Below are 14,484 nucleotides of genomic sequence, written 5' to 3'. Positions count from 1 at the left end.
GTCCTCCTGATTGTTGGGGATTTACCGTGTAATTGTGAATGAACGCGCTTCGGTCAGAAGCCTTTCGACCGCTGCCAAAGCGGCAGCATCCGCATCGACATCAGGTTCCCCCTGATCCTTCTTGAGGTAGAGCCGAGCGGCCCGCTCTGCCTCAGAGCCCGTCAAACCCATCAGTCCCCTGATGCCGTTTTCGAACTCGCGAACTGTTACGATCTCGCCTGATCGCATCTTGGCGACCAATACTTCGGCGGATTCGGCACGAGACTGATTTTGCGCCTTTACACGCCGCACGTATGCCGGCTGCGTCTCGGCGCCGAAGCGCTCCAGCGTTTCTTCCAGCGTCGCGATGCCGTCGACCATGCCGCGGTCCATCAGGGCCTCGGCGTAAAACACCCTACCCTGCCCGAAGCCATCTTCGACCTTGCCGACGGTGGTGCCTCGCCCCTCCGCAACAGCGGAAATAAAGCGGCTGTACGACCGGTTTACGCCGTCCTGAATGTGCTCCAGCGTCTCCTTGCCAAGCGGCTCGGTCTCGTTACCCTCGACCTTGAACTTTCCGGCTGAAATGTACGTGCGCTTGACGCCGCGCTTCTCCAGCGCAGCGGAAACATCATCATGGGCCGTATAAACCCCGATGGATCCCGCGCGACCGGAAGGCGTAACGACGATTTCGTCTGCCGCAGACGCGATCCAGTATGCCGCGCTCGCCGCAAGGCTGTTCACCTGCGCGACGATGGGCTTGTCGCCCCCGCGAACGCGACGAATTTCGGTGGCCAATTCTTCCGTTCCAGGGACAGACCCGCCAGGACTGTCAACGTCCAAGATGACCGCCTTGACATCTTCATTGGACAGGGCGGAATGCAGGGAGCGGCGGATACCTGCGTAAGACGTGCCGCCTGACATCGCGGAAAAGGCATCCATCTTGTTCGCCAGGACGCCATAAACCGGAATGACAGCAACATTGCCGTCGATTTCGGCAATTTCCTTGGCTCTTGCGTCGGATACAGCCGCCGCGAACTCGGTCGAGAACAGCTTCTCGCCTTCCGCCCTGGCGACCAGAACGTCTGCCAAAACGGCAAGTTTTTCGCGCTGAATAGCCCATGGCTCGGCCATGAAAGCCGTCAAAACGTGCTCAAACTTCATGATTTGTTCCCTATGCAGCGCGTTTTAGCGGCTGTTCTTGCGAGTTCGGCGCACTTTCCGTCGACTCACCCAACTTATTGAGCGGCGTCATCGTGCCGTTGACTATCGCGGCTTCTCCGCCATCAACTGGAGCCTTGTTTTCGTAGGATCTGGCTTCGTTTGGCGTGTAGATGCCGTTGGTGACCATCTTGGACAGGAAATCTGCCCTCGCCCCGCTGTCACCTCTGAGAAGGCCTTCGATCGAGAATTTTACTACGGTAGTTTTGCGCGTCTGCGGTGTCAGAAGGTCACGGTAAATGGACGACTCGATGCTGCGAAGCATCGGAACGAGGCATGTTTTGGTGAACTGCAGGATCAACTGCTCAATCCCGCTCCCCCAAGTCGTCGTGCCGTTGGCGGCGTGCCCAATCATCACTGGCGGAACACCGAAGATGCGGCAAATCTGCTCGACGCTGTACTGCCTGCTCTCCAGCATCTGCGCATCTTTGGGATTGATGCTCAGCGGGTAAGGCTTAAACCCAGCCTCAAGAACGGTCACACCGCCCGCCTTATCGGCTCCGGCGAACTGCGTCAGCGTATCCGATATCTGCTTCCGCTGATCTGTCTTCAAAATCTGGTCGGAACTGACAAGCAGAGACGACAGCAGGCCGTTCTTGAACATCTTGCCGGCCGTCTTCTCGCCGGAAAGCGCATTGCCGATCACGTTTCTCTCGACGCTGATCGGCGAAAGCCCACGATCGCAACCAGGCATTAGGGCGCCGCGGATATGCAGCATATTCTCCGCAGAAATCTTGCGCTTGCCGCCCTTGCTTCGGCCGTTAACTCGCTCTGTCACCTCGTAGTAGCGTGCGTTGCGCTCGTCCCTGCAAACTTCAACGCAAAGCGGGTCGAACGGAATAAGCGAGGACAAGGAACTGCCGCGCATCTTCTTCTCGGCGAAGAAATTGCCGTCTAGGCATAGACACATCGCCACCATGGCCCAGAAATCTGCGGCCGTATCGTCGAAGTTCGGCATGTCGTGCAAGAGCTCATAGAGTTGGCTCTCGCGATCAACGGTGACGCCGTCGTCTTTGTATACCAGACACGGCAGCGTCTTGATGGAGTTGGCAATCAGGTTGACGCAGGCCCACACAGCGTCGAGCTGCATGGCCTTGTCGTAGGTCACCGTTTCGCCGCTGGTGGTCTCCGTTCCATAATACGCCCGCCAAGGGCCAGATAGGAGGCCGAACGGCTTTCCTATCCACTGCAACAGGCCCATGGCCACTCCTTACTCACCAAGTAACGGTGATCATGTTGTTGACGAAGTCGTCGAGGTTCGCATCCGGTGCGGCTGCACCGTCGACCGCAGCTCCAACCGCCATGCACAGGGCCACGGCGGAATCTATCCGTCGATGCGCGAGAGACTTGACGAGGTATTTGTTTTGAAGCGCGTCAGGCTTGCTGAAAGTAGCCGCCATCATCGCAGTCATGAGAAGCGGGTTGCTTCTCAGCCTGATTCTGCCGTCCACGATAAGCGACTCGGCCTCGCGGATTGATCCGGGCATCCAAAGCCCACCGGGTTCCGGAAGCCCTTCCGCCTGCGCCTGCTCGACAAGAGCCTCATCTGGATTGCTGCGCCGCAAGCCGCCCTGCGGATGGTTTCGGTGCACCAGATCGAGGCCGAGTTTGCCGCACTCCTCCATGAATTCGGCATAAGCATACTGATCGTACGCAATGGCCTTGATATCTAGGCTCTTGGACGACTGGAGGACGCTATACGCCACATAGTCGTAGCGGATTCGCTCGCCGGGTATTGCAATCAGATGCTTATCGGCCACCCACTGGAGGTAAGGCGCCTTGTCCTTGTCGGCCCGCTCCTTGAGCGTGTCTGCCGGCGTAAAGCTGTCAACCCATGCGTCAAATGTTGGCGCAAGGAACGTGCTTCCGTCTGGCCTCGTCATTTCCTTGTGCCCTGTCGGCACGACATAGGCGACGCAAGTCATGTCCTTATGGGACGAAAGGTCGACTCCTAGGAACGCCGGCTTTCCTTCGTGCTCCTCGATGTCGAAATCAGACATCACCGACTCGACAGTCTTTCTCGGCATCCAAGACGAATGCGCATCGGTCCAAACGCAGAAATACAGGCGCAAAATACCGGGAGCATCGCTGGGAAAATTCTTAGCGAATGCCACCTGAGACGCGATGTACTCCTTACTGACCGTTACGCCCAAAAGCGGGTTCGTCTTGGCCCAGCAGGAGTCGTCCTCCAGCGGGTCATCGCCCTTGTCCAGGGCGCAAACATACGAGAATAGCTCATCCGAGCCAGGCCACGTCTCTCCGACGTAGGCATACTCTTCGTCTGGCGTTTGCGTCCCCGCTGCAACAGCACAGGCCATCTCGTGCTCGCGCCAGCAGACCGAAAGCCTATCGCTGCCGCTGTTCGTGATCATCATCAACAGCGGCTGGCGTCGGAACTTAAAGCCCGCCTCCAGCATGCGCATGATCTCGGGTCCAGGGTGCTCGTGCACCTCGTCGCAGAGTGCAAAATGCGGACGCAACCCCGAGCCCGTCTTACCGGCTTCCTTCGACATCGGTCGAAAGAACGATGAGGTCTTTAGATGGGCAAGGTTGTATTCCCTCTCAAAGCCTCCGCTCGGCTTAATCTTCTTCGAAAGGTCCGGAGACTGCCGCATCATTTTGACGGCGTCTCGGAACAGAATCGATGCCTGCTCCTTCGTCGCTGCCGCCGCGTAAATCTGTGCGCCAGGTTCGTTGTCGTAGACTAGGCCGTACAAGCCGATACCGCCAACTAGTGGCGACTTGCCGCAGCCTTTACCCGCCTCGATGTATGCGCGACGAAAACGCCGAGTGCCGTCGGCTCGCTTCCATCCGAAAATGGAGCCTAGAATGAACTCCTGCATGGGCTGCAGAACGAACGGCTGATTATCGAACTGCCCCTCAGAGAGGCGAAGCTTGCGCTCGAAGAAGTTGAATAAGCGGCGAGCGGCGGAATCATCCCAATGAAGGCCGCGATCGGCCGCGTTTGCCAAATCGTCGAGGTGCCGGCGGCAGGAGTTGCGTACGTGAGGCCCAGCCACAATAGAGCCGTCAAGAACAGCGTGCGCATATGCATTAACCCTATCCAGTGCCGGAGTTTCGTCGTCAGCCACAGTCGGCCACTTAGTCGAGGCCGTCTTCCTCGTCGTCCTCTTCATTCGGCACCGTCACTTTTGTGGCGTCCGCAGGAGTCGCGCCCATCTGTCCAAGCATCTGCCGCAAGAGGTTCATGGCCTGAACGCCAACCTCCTGGCCAGCCATGATGCGACCCTGAATATTCGAAGCCATGCCGACGAGTGTCCTATGCGACTGGTTCAGCCACGGCAGTTCGTTCTGGAAAAGCAGCCATGCGGCCCTTGCCTTGCACTGATCTGTGTCGGCGATCCACTTCGGTGGAGTACCAAGAGGGCCGTTCGCCTTAGGTTCGGCGCGGTCCTTGAAGCGGCCAGCGTTGACTTTGTCTCGCCCCTCGATCCTAGCCTTGCCGAGGGGATTTCTCGGCTTTGCCATTTGGGGAAATCCTCAAAATAGGGTCATAATCTGAATTGCAGATGCGTGCGTTCTTGGGTGCCGCCGGTACCGAAGGCGAAAGACTTGCGACTTTTGTCGGCACCCCGGTCAGAGGGGCCAGCCGTTCGCATCAAATGAGATCACCGTCTTGCCGTGGTCTTCCAACTGAGCATCGCTGTCGTGATGGGGTTTGCAGAGACTTTGGTGATTGTTGGGGTCGATAAATAAATCCCAATCGCCTCTGTGCGGGACCCGATGGTTCACAACCGTAGCGACTTCAACAATTTCTGCGAGCAAGCATCGCTCGCATAGCGGCTGGCGCATCAACTGCCGCTCCCTTAGGCCGTTCTTGCCTCGCCAGATTGCCAGCTTATACAAGCGCCTATATCGCGCTGCTTCTTCGGTACGATGGTCGGTCATCGAAATTCCCCCATGGACAAGGAGCCATCTTCCAAACAACATGCGTAGAGGGGGTGCACATGTCGAAACTCAATCACAGCAGGCCGGTGCTCAAGGATATCGACTTCAACTCTGGGGAGCGAAGATTCTCTGAGGCGAGCGTCAATGGTACGAGGCTGGAGCGCTTCACTCCGGAAAGGACCGAAGAAATTCGACGCCAATTTCTTCTGAACTGCGCGTACGCGGAGTTGCGCGGAAAAAAGATGCCGGGTCCTCCAAAGGCCCTACGACACATCATACGGTGCGCGAAAGGAATGAGTCATACTTGCGTGAGCAACTGGATATTGCGACAAGCAGACTACGCTGAAGCTAAAACTATTGCCGTCTGTCGCGAAAATGAGCGGCTCGCTCGCTTAACGCCCTCACCGACTTCGTAGAGCAAGAAGCGGCCAGCTCAACCCGAAGGGAGCCGGCCGCATGATCGCCCGTCGCCGAGAGGAGGCAGCGCCAGGCAATGGGAAATTGACGGCTCATATTGATCGTGCGACGTTGGCGAATACCGGAGGACGTCTGATGCTCAACGATCTCGTCGCTTGGGCCACCAACAGGTGGGAACAATTAAAACTCAGCGCGGCCGACGTCGTGAGGGAGACCACGACCACGAATGTCATGGAGTGGTCCACGACAGCTTGGGTTTGGATTGTCGGCTGTGTGATAGCGATAATGGTCAGCTTGCGGAATGCTTGATGATAGCTCGCTCCGTAATTTATCCCGCGTTCATCGCTGACGCGGGCTCGGTCGCAATTAGGCTGCGCACCGAAAAAGAAAACCCGGCTCTGTGGCCGGGTTAAATTTCTGATCTTGAATATAAGTATAGCAAATGCGTCCGGCGATATCCGGAGATGCTCACGCTGCTAGGCGAGTGAGGCCATAGATCTGGGCCAGGATGCGCAAGCCGGCATTCAGCCGTTCCTTAGCTGCGGCCGTTGCCGTATCTTTGCCAGTGTAGCCACAATGCGCCCTGCCCGCTTCAAGCAGCGTTTTCCCCTCGAGCACAACGGCATCGACGACCGCGCCATAGCGGGATCCAATTGCCCGTCTCGCCGCGCGGAATCGATCCTTGGCGATCGAAGACCTCTCGGACACGGCTTGGCCACCAGATCCATCGACCATCGGCCGTGAGTAGTCGATCGCGCCGAGCGGCTCAAATCCAGCTGCGTGGTGATCCTGCTGGTACAAACGGCCGGCCGTAAACAGGAGCTCGTTCACCTCGGGATCCTCGTCGAGCTGCCTACGCTTGGCCATGACGTCGAATGCCGTGTCAAAGAGCCGGCGCACGCCATCCACGGTTTCGAAGTTATCGTTGGCGGCGACCAGCCGCTCGGTCGTGGCATCATGCTCGCCCAATGAGACCCTTGCCACCTTCACATTCCCAGACAGGGCGGTGGCTTTGGCCTTAACGCCCCACCATGCGCGGGCAACATCGCCAACGCCGGCGGTGAGTTGATGCGTGGCGTCGAGGTTCGCTCTCGGGCGCTCCGTCACAAGTGCCATCCGCACCGCCCGCTCGCGCTTCGGAGTTCTGATGGACTGCATTGCCTGGTCCATCATCTGGCGCAGAGCTAGGCGCGGCTTGCTTACTGTCGACCACTTCCCGTCCTTGTCTCGCCAATTGACCGTAGCGGGACCTTGAAGCGGTGACCGGCCTGCAATTGCTAGACGGTGCAGTATCTCGCCTGCATCGCGTTCGTCCGCCGTGAGGGCTCCTGATGCAGCCAGGTTGGCAAGCAAGCGCAGCGGCTCGATGGGCACCGTGGGATCACCGTCTGCCAACCGGTCGTTGACGGTCGCCTCGAACTCAGCGGACGCAAATTTTTCGTTGATGAAATCAGTAGCTGTCACGGCTTACTTGCTCCACTTCGGTTTCGGATCTGGAAGTTTGTCGATTGCTTCGGAGATATTGCTGGGGATGCCATGGGGGCCTTCTGCGATCGCCGCTGCCTTTGCCCTCATGACCCTTGCCGTGGCCAACCTGGCTTCTTCTGCCTCACGCACGGAAACTGACGTGGGATAGGAGGCGACGAGGCGTTGGTGTGTAGCTTGCAGTGCCTGGTGCTTTGTTTGCAGTTCACTCAGTTCTGCTTCGGCTCGACGCAGTTCCGATCCGGCTTTCGCTTCGGCGGCCTCCTCAACGTTATCGATTATCCTACCTCGGTAGAACGAGAGCGCTTCGTCGACGAGCTCAGCTCTCACGCTTTCGTTCTTCTCTTGGAGACTTTCAAGAACGACGCGGAGGACGAAGTCGCGGAGATCCTCACCTTTTTGGCGAGGATTCCGCATCAGGAACGACGAAATGTTCACGAGTTCACCACATCGTCGAGCAGTGGCGCGAGATGGTAGGCGACGCTCGCCCGGTACTTTGTCGGCCAGGTTACCGGCATCTCCGCCATTGCCATGGAAGCGCCGAAGCCTCCCCACAAGTCCGAACGCTTGGCGAGTTCTGCGCGGATGGAATCGCCATGATAAAGTTGGATGTAATAATTACCGGGACGTTCGATATTCTCGACGGCCGTAAAGAACGACGAAAGTTGGGCTTTGACGCGCCTCACGTCTTCAGACGCTGCTGTTAGATTGTGCTTTTCGATGAATGCTGCTGCGGTCATTTGATTCTCCTTCTTGGCGGTGATCCCGTTCCACCAGCTTCCAGCGGGTGGTCGGCGGGTTCCACCGCCCACCGGGGTTATAGGGGGTGGTGGTAGGTAGTCTGGTGGAAGGTGGTGGAAGGCCGGTGGAAGCTCTGGTGGAACTATTTCGCCCCATAATCTTCGGCAGAAATGATCAGCCTCTTTCTTGGTTTCGATGGTGGGCCTTCTTCAACGATCTTGATTGTTTCCGCGTCTAGCAATCGGGCCATTGCTAATGCGAGGGCCTTCTTTCCAACACCGTCACTGTCCGGATGCGACGCCATTTTGGCCGGGGCATAGTTCGTACCGCTGACATGGCTGACGTTGATTCCCTGGCGATTAAATTTCGAAAGAAGCGCCAAAAACACATCTTCTGCCTTTCGCTCGATTATCCGTTTCGCCGGATTGGGACGGCTCCCGTCGTTGAGTACAAAGACGCCTTGATCCCATCGCAGTTTGATTGCATCACCCTTGGCGCCATAATTGCTTTTCATATTCGTAAGTACGCGACCGTCGGGGTCAGCGCTGTCCCCTGTTTCAGCAGTGAGATACAGACGGGCACGCACGCTGTTGTTCCATGCCGTGCTGCCGGACGTGCCGCTACCGCTCTGCATGCCTGCCACGCTTGGATGGCTGAGGAGAATAATCGCGCAGTCATGCGCGATGGCAATGGATCGCAGCATCGCGACGAACTGCCGAACCTGCGTCCGGTCGATTTCGTTGCCGCCGTACAGGTCGGCGCTCGTGTCGAGAACTATCAGCGTCGGCCCAAAGTCTGCAATTCTCTCCTGAAGCCTCTCAAACAATGGCGTCGGGGTCATCCGACCTGATTTTTCCGGCACAGCAAGTGTTGCGTCACGATCGGCTAGGGGCAGAAGCAAAAAGTCCTTTCCGAGATCCTCGTAACTTGCACTGTGCTCCGCCAAAACATCGTCAATTCGTCGATGGAATTCATCGACTTCGTCCTCGGCACCGACGTACAGCACTTTCCCCTTAGCAGGCTCGAGACCCGCAACCTTCGCGCCAAGTACTGTCGCGACAGAAGTCTGCAGGGCGAGCAGACTCTTCCCTAAGCCACCGTCACCCGAAAGAAGCGTAACCGTGCGCATCGGGACAAGCCTGTCAATCAGCCACTTCCGTGGTGGGACGGCCTCGCCTTGCCACTTGCTTGGAAAGACAAAAGGCAAGAGGTTGTCGTCCGAAACGACTTCCGGGGTGTTATCGTTTGCCGCGACCGGAACCGATGCGAGACACAAATTCTTGAGCTCTTCCGAGGTGTGACCTGCATCCAGCCAGTCGCTTACATCGCCCTTCGGCTGCAAGCCTGGGAGATCAATGCGCGCGACCGTTGCGAGGCCCTGCATCTTTCCTATCGCCGCTTTGGCCTTTTTGTCCCCGGCCGTGTCGTTGTCTGCGAGCACAAAGACTTCGCGCCCGATCAAAACAGACAAGTCGTCTGGCCACGATCCATTTGGAACCGTTGTCGCCAGATACCCAAAGGCCGCCAGGCGATCGGCGTCCTTTTCGCCCTCGACTACGAAAATTGGATCGTCGGTGTTTGAGGCGAGTTCGTGCTGCCGATAAAGCACTGGCTCCCCGCGACCAGAGAAATAACCGCCGTCTCCATCTGGTCGACGTTGCAAGAAGGATTTTGGCTGGGTTGGATGCTCGTACCGAAGAACCTCAAACAGTACCTCGCCGTCAGCGCTCGTGTAGTCGTAAGTGGCAACGTGGCTGAACCCGCGGGAAGTCAGGTGCCAATCCGAGAACGCCTTCGGTGGCTCGGCTTTCTTGACCAAGCGCAGGTGCGCCGTCGGCTGCGGTCTTTCCGCGCGCTCCGGCTCCCAGTCGGGCAAACCGGCCCTGGTGCGCACGTAGTCTCGCATCTCGATCGGATCCTCACCTGCAAGCGGATGAACGATGAAGCCCTCGGGGGCAGCAGGGTCGAGAAGGACGCGGAGCGAGCGATCGCGCTTTGAATGGCCTGGTGCGGGGGCGGAGATCTGGTTGCCGCGGGCTGTGCCGCCAAGCGCGGCAGCAATCGCTCGGGGGTTAAGCTGAACGGCGGGTCTGGTCTGCATTGGCGGTGTCGCGCTCCGTGTATGATTGAAGGGCTGCGGCAGTAATTGCTTCAGCAAGCGGGCGGGCGAACGTGGCGGACCGTCTGCCGCCCAAGGCCGTGGGGGCGTAGGTGACATGCCGACCATCCGGTGTGCGGCAAAGGCGCATACCATAGAATGCAACGTCGTCAGTCAGTTGCAGGTCAAAGCTTGCAATGAGCCTCACCTGCCCGCCGCCCGGATTGGCGGCAGGTTTGATGTCGAGGATTCGCATGGATCAACCTATCGCCAGACCGAGCCGACCGAAGTCGGATGCCGCTCGCCCACGATTTCGCGTAGCGAAGTACCTGCCCTCTATCTCGCGAGTGTCCTCGACGCGTTCGCGGATGCCGCAGGCACAAAAGAACGCGTCCAAGCGCGCAGACCGCCGGGTGCCCCTCTCGTCAACGAGAAACTCATAAGTCACCGCGTCGGGGCGATATCCTGCACCAACAGGCTCGGCATAGACCTTTAAACGAACGAGCTCATCAGCATCGTTCTCGACATCAACTGTCACGACACGCCATCCCACCCATCCGCGGACAGACGCCATGCGGTTTGCGGCCGCGCGTTCGACTCGGGCGACATCCTCCGCTGATTCAATGATTGTAAATGCGAGAACTTCGGTCAGGGATGGCCCCTTTGTTGCGGTAGAAATACGCAAAAATCCTCCTCGCCGGCGCGCGGCCGGTCGGCAATGGTTGATAATTGTGGTGTGTTGCTGGGGAAATAACCGGCGTCGGCCGGCGATCGTTAGCGATTAGGCGCGGGCAGCGATCCGGCCGCTAATCCAATCGTGCACTTCCGTGCGCACGAACGCGATTCGCTTCTCACCCAAGGGCACGGCGGCCGGAAAGCGGCCTTCGGATCGAAGGCGATGAATCATCGTCTTCGACATGCTCGTAAGGAAACAGGTGTCCTTGAGCGAGATAAGCGCATAATTGTCATTTGCAGCGACCATGGTGTCTCCTCTTCTCGACGCGGAACGGATTCCAAGCGTCGTTGCGATCGGTTTGATTGAGAAGGTTCGGTGACCGGCGGAACGCCGGGTTGACGTTGATCGACGTCTAAGACGCCACGCGACACGGACGCGCTTTTGCCGGCGGCCTTGGCCGCGATGTTGGCCCCGAAGGACCAAGCCGGATTTGACCGGCACTTTGTGCGGGCACCACCCCGCGCATCAAGAACGCCACCACAACGTCCTGATGCAGTACATATAACTGTAAACAGCCGAAAAGTCCAAGTGTTCGACTGAAAAATACGCGAAATAAAGAACTTGACCGATTTTGTTTACAGCGCTCGTCAACAACCGAGGTATGTCGCCCAGTCGTACATCAGAGACCTGCGCTTCTCCAGCGCCGAGCCTCGACGATAAGCTTGCTCGACTTCGTTTCCAACAGAGTGGGCAAGTGCGGCCTCAGCAATCTCGCGTGGATAGTCTGTGCAGTCGCCTGCCCAGTCTCGAAACATGCTCCGCAGGCCATGGAGTGTTGCGGCTTTGTCTGGGGAGGCCAGCCGCAAGGCCTTCGTCATCGCCGTACTGGACACCGGCCTCTCGCCGCCGAAGATATACGGGCCAGTCGCTTGCTGCCGCATGATTTCGACGATCGCCAACGCGCGATCGCAAAGCGGGACGACATGCTCCTTTCCAGCTTTCATTCGCTCGGCTGGCACCGTCCAAGTCTTCGCCTCGACATCCACCTCCGTAAATAGCGCCTCCCTACCCTCACGTGTGCGGGTGGTCGTCAGAGTCAGGAATTCGACTGCCCTCGCTGCCGTACCAGATGATTCTTTTAGCTTTGCGATTAACTGCGGAGCTTGCGCGTATGCGAGCGCTGCATGGTGCCCGCGCTGGAGTTTCTGGCGGCGCGGCATAACCTTGTCGAGCAACCCCTTCCAGCGCGCTGGGTTCCCCGCAGTTCGCCACTCGTGCGCGATTGCATAGTCAATCACAGCCTGGATCCGCGACCGCAGCCTGTCAGCCGTCTCTGGCCTCTCGTGCCAATGCGGCAGAAGGCAGTCCTTGACGTCGCCCATGACGATGTCCGCCACAGGCATGTCGTGCAGCGGCTTTGCGTACTCCCGTAGGGTCATTCGCCATTGGTCCGCGTGCTTGTCGTTCGTCCACTCCTTTTCCTTCGTCTCGATCAATGCCTCCATGCAGTCTGCAAACGTCTTGGGTTTGGTCGAGATGCGATCTGCCCGGGGATCCTCGCCTCGAGCAAGCTGTTGCCGAATAGCTTCCGCCTTCTCTCGCGCAAGCGACAGCGAGACGGGTGCAGTGCCCTGCCCGTAGCCGCCTAGCCCGACCTCATTGCGTTTGTCTCCGCGTCGAAAGATGAACACCCAGTTCTTGCTGCCGCCCTTTTGGACCCGCAGATAAAGGCCCTCGCCGTCGCCGTAGATACCGGGCTTGGCCAGCGATTTTATTTTCGTCTCTGAGAGCTTATTACGCGCCATAAAAGTCTCCGCCTAACCCATATTTCTGCAACGGTTATCATAACGGACAAACGGAACATACGGAATTTATGAGAAACAACAGCAGGATACAGGCCGAATGTTCCAAGAAAACGGCGGAACAGCGGACACCCTGTCCGCCATCAACGTGACGCTCACTCGCCGACGTGGCATTGTTGGCGGGCGTGCCGGACTGTCGTTCAAAAGCTCCGCCCTATCCGCCTTCAATGTTCGCTATGCCTGCAAACACCTCAGCATTGCCCGCCATCGGGCGCTGAAGCTGGGCGACGTCATTCAGCAGTTGCTGTTTCCATCCACGCACTTGAATTCGCACATTGGAGTTTTCGGCTCAGACAAAAAATCCCCGAATGGGGGTGCCGCTATGCAGTGGCGGAGTCGATCAACTTTACACCGCCCCACGTCTTCCGCGCGGCAATCACAAGCGACTGGCGTCTACGGAAGCGGATTTCTCGGCGGCTACCCGCCCTCGCGCTATGCGAACCAGCTGCCGCATTGCCCCATGGTCCAACTGCCAGACGGTTCGCGCTCGTACTAGTCTTTGGTTGATCCGTCCCAGTGGCGTCTTCCGGAGTCGACCGAGGTTGAAATCATGACCAGAAAACGTGCGAACTTGATCGTCGCTGCAATGCTTTGTTCGGCGACGGTCGTCACCTCCTCTGTCAATGCGCAGGATCAGGCCGCACCACCGCTTGTGACGCAGATCGGCAACGGCAACTGGCTTCCGCAGGAGGAAGCGGAGTCGCTGCGCGACGAACTCTACTATCAACGCGCGATCCATGCCTACATAACCATGCTTCAGGCGCTGAACGTGATCGGTATGCGCGACGGTTCGGAGGCGACATTCGGTAAAGGCTACAACATCCTGCCAATCTGGAAGGACCGGATGGACTCGCGCACGTGGGTGCCGACACCGAACGCCGACGTAATCTACTCGATGAGCTATCTCGACCTGAAGGAAACCGGCCCGCTCGTCGTCGCCGCGCCACCCAACGTCATCGGCATGTTTACCGATTTCTTCCAGCGTACGATCACGGATGTCGGACTGATTGGACCGGATCGCGCGCGCGGCGGCCTCTACCTCCTGCTGCCGCCTGATTATGACGGCGAGGTTCCGCAGGGCTACTTCGCGTTCAAAGCGAAGACCTACAATGTCTTTCTGTTCTTCCGGACGATCATGGTGAAGGGCGAAAACGGTCCGGACCCCAAGCCCGCCGTGGCGCTCGCGGAGCAGACGCGCGTCTATCCGCTTTGGACGCCCGAGAAAGACGTCAAGCCGATGCAGTTTCCTAACGGCAGCGGCAAGCGCATCAACATGATGTATCCGGTCGATAACGCCTACTGGACCAAGTTGAAGGAGTTCGTCGACCACGAGCCGGTCTCGGCGATCGATTCCGAACTGCGCGGTGTGCTGGCATCGATCGGCATCATCAAGGGCCCTTCGAGCCGACCGGGAAGCAGCAGGAACTCTTGAAAAAGGCGGTCGAGACAGCGCCCAAGATGATCTTGGCGCAGCGCCAGCTCGGCCGACCGGACGGACGCAATCGCTACTACACCGACAGGCAGTATGAAAATGTCTGGGCCAGCGGCACGTCCGAATGGCTCCAGGACAGTTATCTCGATGTCGACCAGCGGGCTGGCTATTTCCAGGTTGCCTATTCATCGGCTCCGGCAATGGTCATGCGGACGCTAGGGGCAGGTTCCAAATACCCGGTTGCATACCGAGATGCCGCGGGCGAGTTCCTCAGCGGCACCAGCACCTACAGGCTGCATTTGCCACCCAATCCGCCGGCTGCCCTGTTCTGGGCAGTTACCGCCTACAACATCACCGACGGCACGATGGTGGAAGCGCCGCAGCTGATGCCGTCCATCAACGGCTTCAACAAGGTCGCGACGAACCAGGACGGCTCGGTGGACCTGTGGTTCGGACCGGAAAAACCTGCCGACGCGCAGGACTCGAACTGGATCCAGACCGTCGGCGGCCGGAATTTCCTGATAGCGCTGCGTCTCTACGGAACCGGCGTCGAGTTCTTCGATCAGACCTGGAAGCCGGATGATGTGGTCAGGGTGGAGTGAGGTCGGGGCGCGTCCCCAACGAAACGCGCCCATGTCCAAGTGCCCAACCGGAGCGATTCAAC

13 protein-coding genes and 1 pseudogene are annotated in these 14,484 nt (G+C 58.4%); 2 read left to right on the top strand and 12 right to left on the bottom strand.

The features are described 5' to 3' along the window. Positions 1-21 precede the first annotated feature (21 nt). The 12 genes from M1D34_RS07325 to M1D34_RS07270 form a co-directional block, all read right to left on the bottom strand. Entirely contained in the window at positions 22-1,113 is a 1,092-nt protein-coding gene (locus tag M1D34_RS07325) for a S49 family peptidase (protein ID WP_498781399.1), read from the bottom strand. Between the two features lie 40 nt (positions 1,114-1,153). After that, a complete protein-coding gene (locus M1D34_RS07320; RefSeq protein WP_498781397.1) occupies positions 1,154-2,401 on the bottom strand; it encodes a phage portal protein in 1,248 nt (415 codons plus the stop codon). Positions 2,402-2,414: 13 nt separating this feature from the next. Then, the gene (locus M1D34_RS07315) at positions 2,415-4,292 is read right to left on the bottom strand and encodes a terminase large subunit (RefSeq protein ID WP_498781395.1); all 1,878 of its coding nucleotides are present in this window, start codon (positions 4,290-4,292) and stop codon (positions 2,415-2,417) included. 10 nt (positions 4,293-4,302) lie between these two features. Continuing rightward, positions 4,303-4,689 carry a hypothetical protein gene (locus tag M1D34_RS07310; RefSeq protein ID WP_127623822.1) on the bottom strand — a complete coding sequence of 129 codons (387 nt, stop codon included), beginning with the start codon at positions 4,687-4,689 and terminating at the stop codon, positions 4,303-4,305. A 108-nt stretch (positions 4,690-4,797) separates the two neighbouring features. After that, complete coding sequence (locus M1D34_RS07305; RefSeq protein WP_498781393.1) at positions 4,798-5,109, bottom strand: HNH endonuclease; 312 nt, start codon at positions 5,107-5,109, stop codon at positions 4,798-4,800. 885 nt (positions 5,110-5,994) lie between these two features. Further along, positions 5,995-6,990, bottom strand: coding sequence for a DUF6456 domain-containing protein (locus M1D34_RS07300; RefSeq protein ID WP_498781391.1), 996 nt, complete (start codon positions 6,988-6,990; stop codon positions 5,995-5,997). Between the two features lie 3 nt (positions 6,991-6,993). Beyond that, positions 6,994-7,449 (bottom strand): hypothetical protein, encoded by a 456-nt coding sequence (locus M1D34_RS07295; protein ID WP_498781389.1) that lies wholly within the window; start codon positions 7,447-7,449, stop codon positions 6,994-6,996. Continuing rightward, entirely contained in the window at positions 7,446-7,751 is a 306-nt protein-coding gene (locus M1D34_RS07290) for a hypothetical protein (RefSeq protein ID WP_498781387.1), read from the bottom strand. The genes M1D34_RS07295 and M1D34_RS07290 overlap by 4 nt, the downstream gene beginning before the upstream one ends. Positions 7,752-7,894: 143 nt before the next feature. After that, positions 7,895-9,853 (bottom strand): AAA family ATPase, encoded by a 1,959-nt coding sequence (locus M1D34_RS07285; protein WP_498781385.1) that lies wholly within the window; start codon positions 9,851-9,853, stop codon positions 7,895-7,897. Continuing rightward, positions 9,825-10,106, bottom strand: coding sequence for a hypothetical protein (locus M1D34_RS07280; RefSeq protein WP_318898239.1), 282 nt, complete (start codon positions 10,104-10,106; stop codon positions 9,825-9,827). The genes M1D34_RS07285 and M1D34_RS07280 overlap by 29 nt, the downstream gene beginning before the upstream one ends. 525 nt (positions 10,107-10,631) lie before the next feature. Continuing rightward, the gene (locus M1D34_RS07275; protein ID WP_498781383.1) at positions 10,632-10,832 is read right to left on the bottom strand and encodes a helix-turn-helix transcriptional regulator; all 201 of its coding nucleotides are present in this window, start codon (positions 10,830-10,832) and stop codon (positions 10,632-10,634) included. A 341-nt stretch (positions 10,833-11,173) separates the two neighbouring features. Further along, complete coding sequence (locus M1D34_RS07270; RefSeq protein WP_498781381.1) at positions 11,174-12,331, bottom strand: tyrosine-type recombinase/integrase; 1,158 nt, start codon at positions 12,329-12,331, stop codon at positions 11,174-11,176. A 97-nt stretch (positions 12,332-12,428) separates the two neighbouring features. Between M1D34_RS07270 and M1D34_RS07265 the strand changes: the two genes are divergently transcribed. Beyond that, positions 12,429-12,884 carry a hypothetical protein gene (locus M1D34_RS07265; protein ID WP_498781379.1) on the top strand — a complete coding sequence of 152 codons (456 nt, stop codon included), beginning with the start codon at positions 12,429-12,431 and terminating at the stop codon, positions 12,882-12,884. A gap of 54 nt (positions 12,885-12,938) precedes the next feature. Continuing rightward, a pseudogene (locus M1D34_RS07260) lies at positions 12,939-14,422 on the top strand (DUF1254 domain-containing protein). Positions 14,423-14,484 lie beyond the last annotated feature (62 nt).

Source organism: Ensifer sp. D2-11 (assembly GCF_054161295.1).
The sequence above is the reverse complement of the archived record's forward strand: the minus strand, read 5'-3'. Positions and strand labels throughout refer to the sequence as shown.

Excerpts from the sequence above, each read along its gene's own strand:
- M1D34_RS07325 (WP_498781399.1), bottom strand. The coding sequence starts at position 1,113 with ATGGCCGAGCCATGGGCTATTCAGCGCGAAAAACTTGCCGTTTTGGCA.
- M1D34_RS07320 (WP_498781397.1), bottom strand. The coding sequence starts at position 2,401 with ATGGGCCTGTTGCAGTGGATAGGAAAGCCGTTCGGCCTCCTATCTGGC.
- M1D34_RS07310 (WP_127623822.1), bottom strand. The coding sequence starts at position 4,689 with ATGGCAAAGCCGAGAAATCCCCTCGGCAAGGCTAGGATCGAGGGGCGA.
- M1D34_RS07305 (WP_498781393.1), bottom strand. The coding sequence starts at position 5,109 with ATGACCGACCATCGTACCGAAGAAGCAGCGCGATATAGGCGCTTGTAT.
- M1D34_RS07290 (WP_498781387.1), bottom strand. The coding sequence starts at position 7,751 with ATGACCGCAGCAGCATTCATCGAAAAGCACAATCTAACAGCAGCGTCT.
- M1D34_RS07285 (WP_498781385.1), bottom strand. The coding sequence starts at position 9,853 with ATGCAGACCAGACCCGCCGTTCAGCTTAACCCCCGAGCGATTGCTGCC.
- M1D34_RS07280 (WP_318898239.1), bottom strand. The coding sequence starts at position 10,106 with ATGCGAATCCTCGACATCAAACCTGCCGCCAATCCGGGCGGCGGGCAG.
- M1D34_RS07275 (WP_498781383.1), bottom strand. The coding sequence starts at position 10,832 with ATGGTCGCTGCAAATGACAATTATGCGCTTATCTCGCTCAAGGACACC.
- M1D34_RS07270 (WP_498781381.1), bottom strand. The coding sequence starts at position 12,331 with ATGGCGCGTAATAAGCTCTCAGAGACGAAAATAAAATCGCTGGCCAAG.
- M1D34_RS07265 (WP_498781379.1), top strand. The coding sequence starts at position 12,429 with ATGTTCCAAGAAAACGGCGGAACAGCGGACACCCTGTCCGCCATCAAC.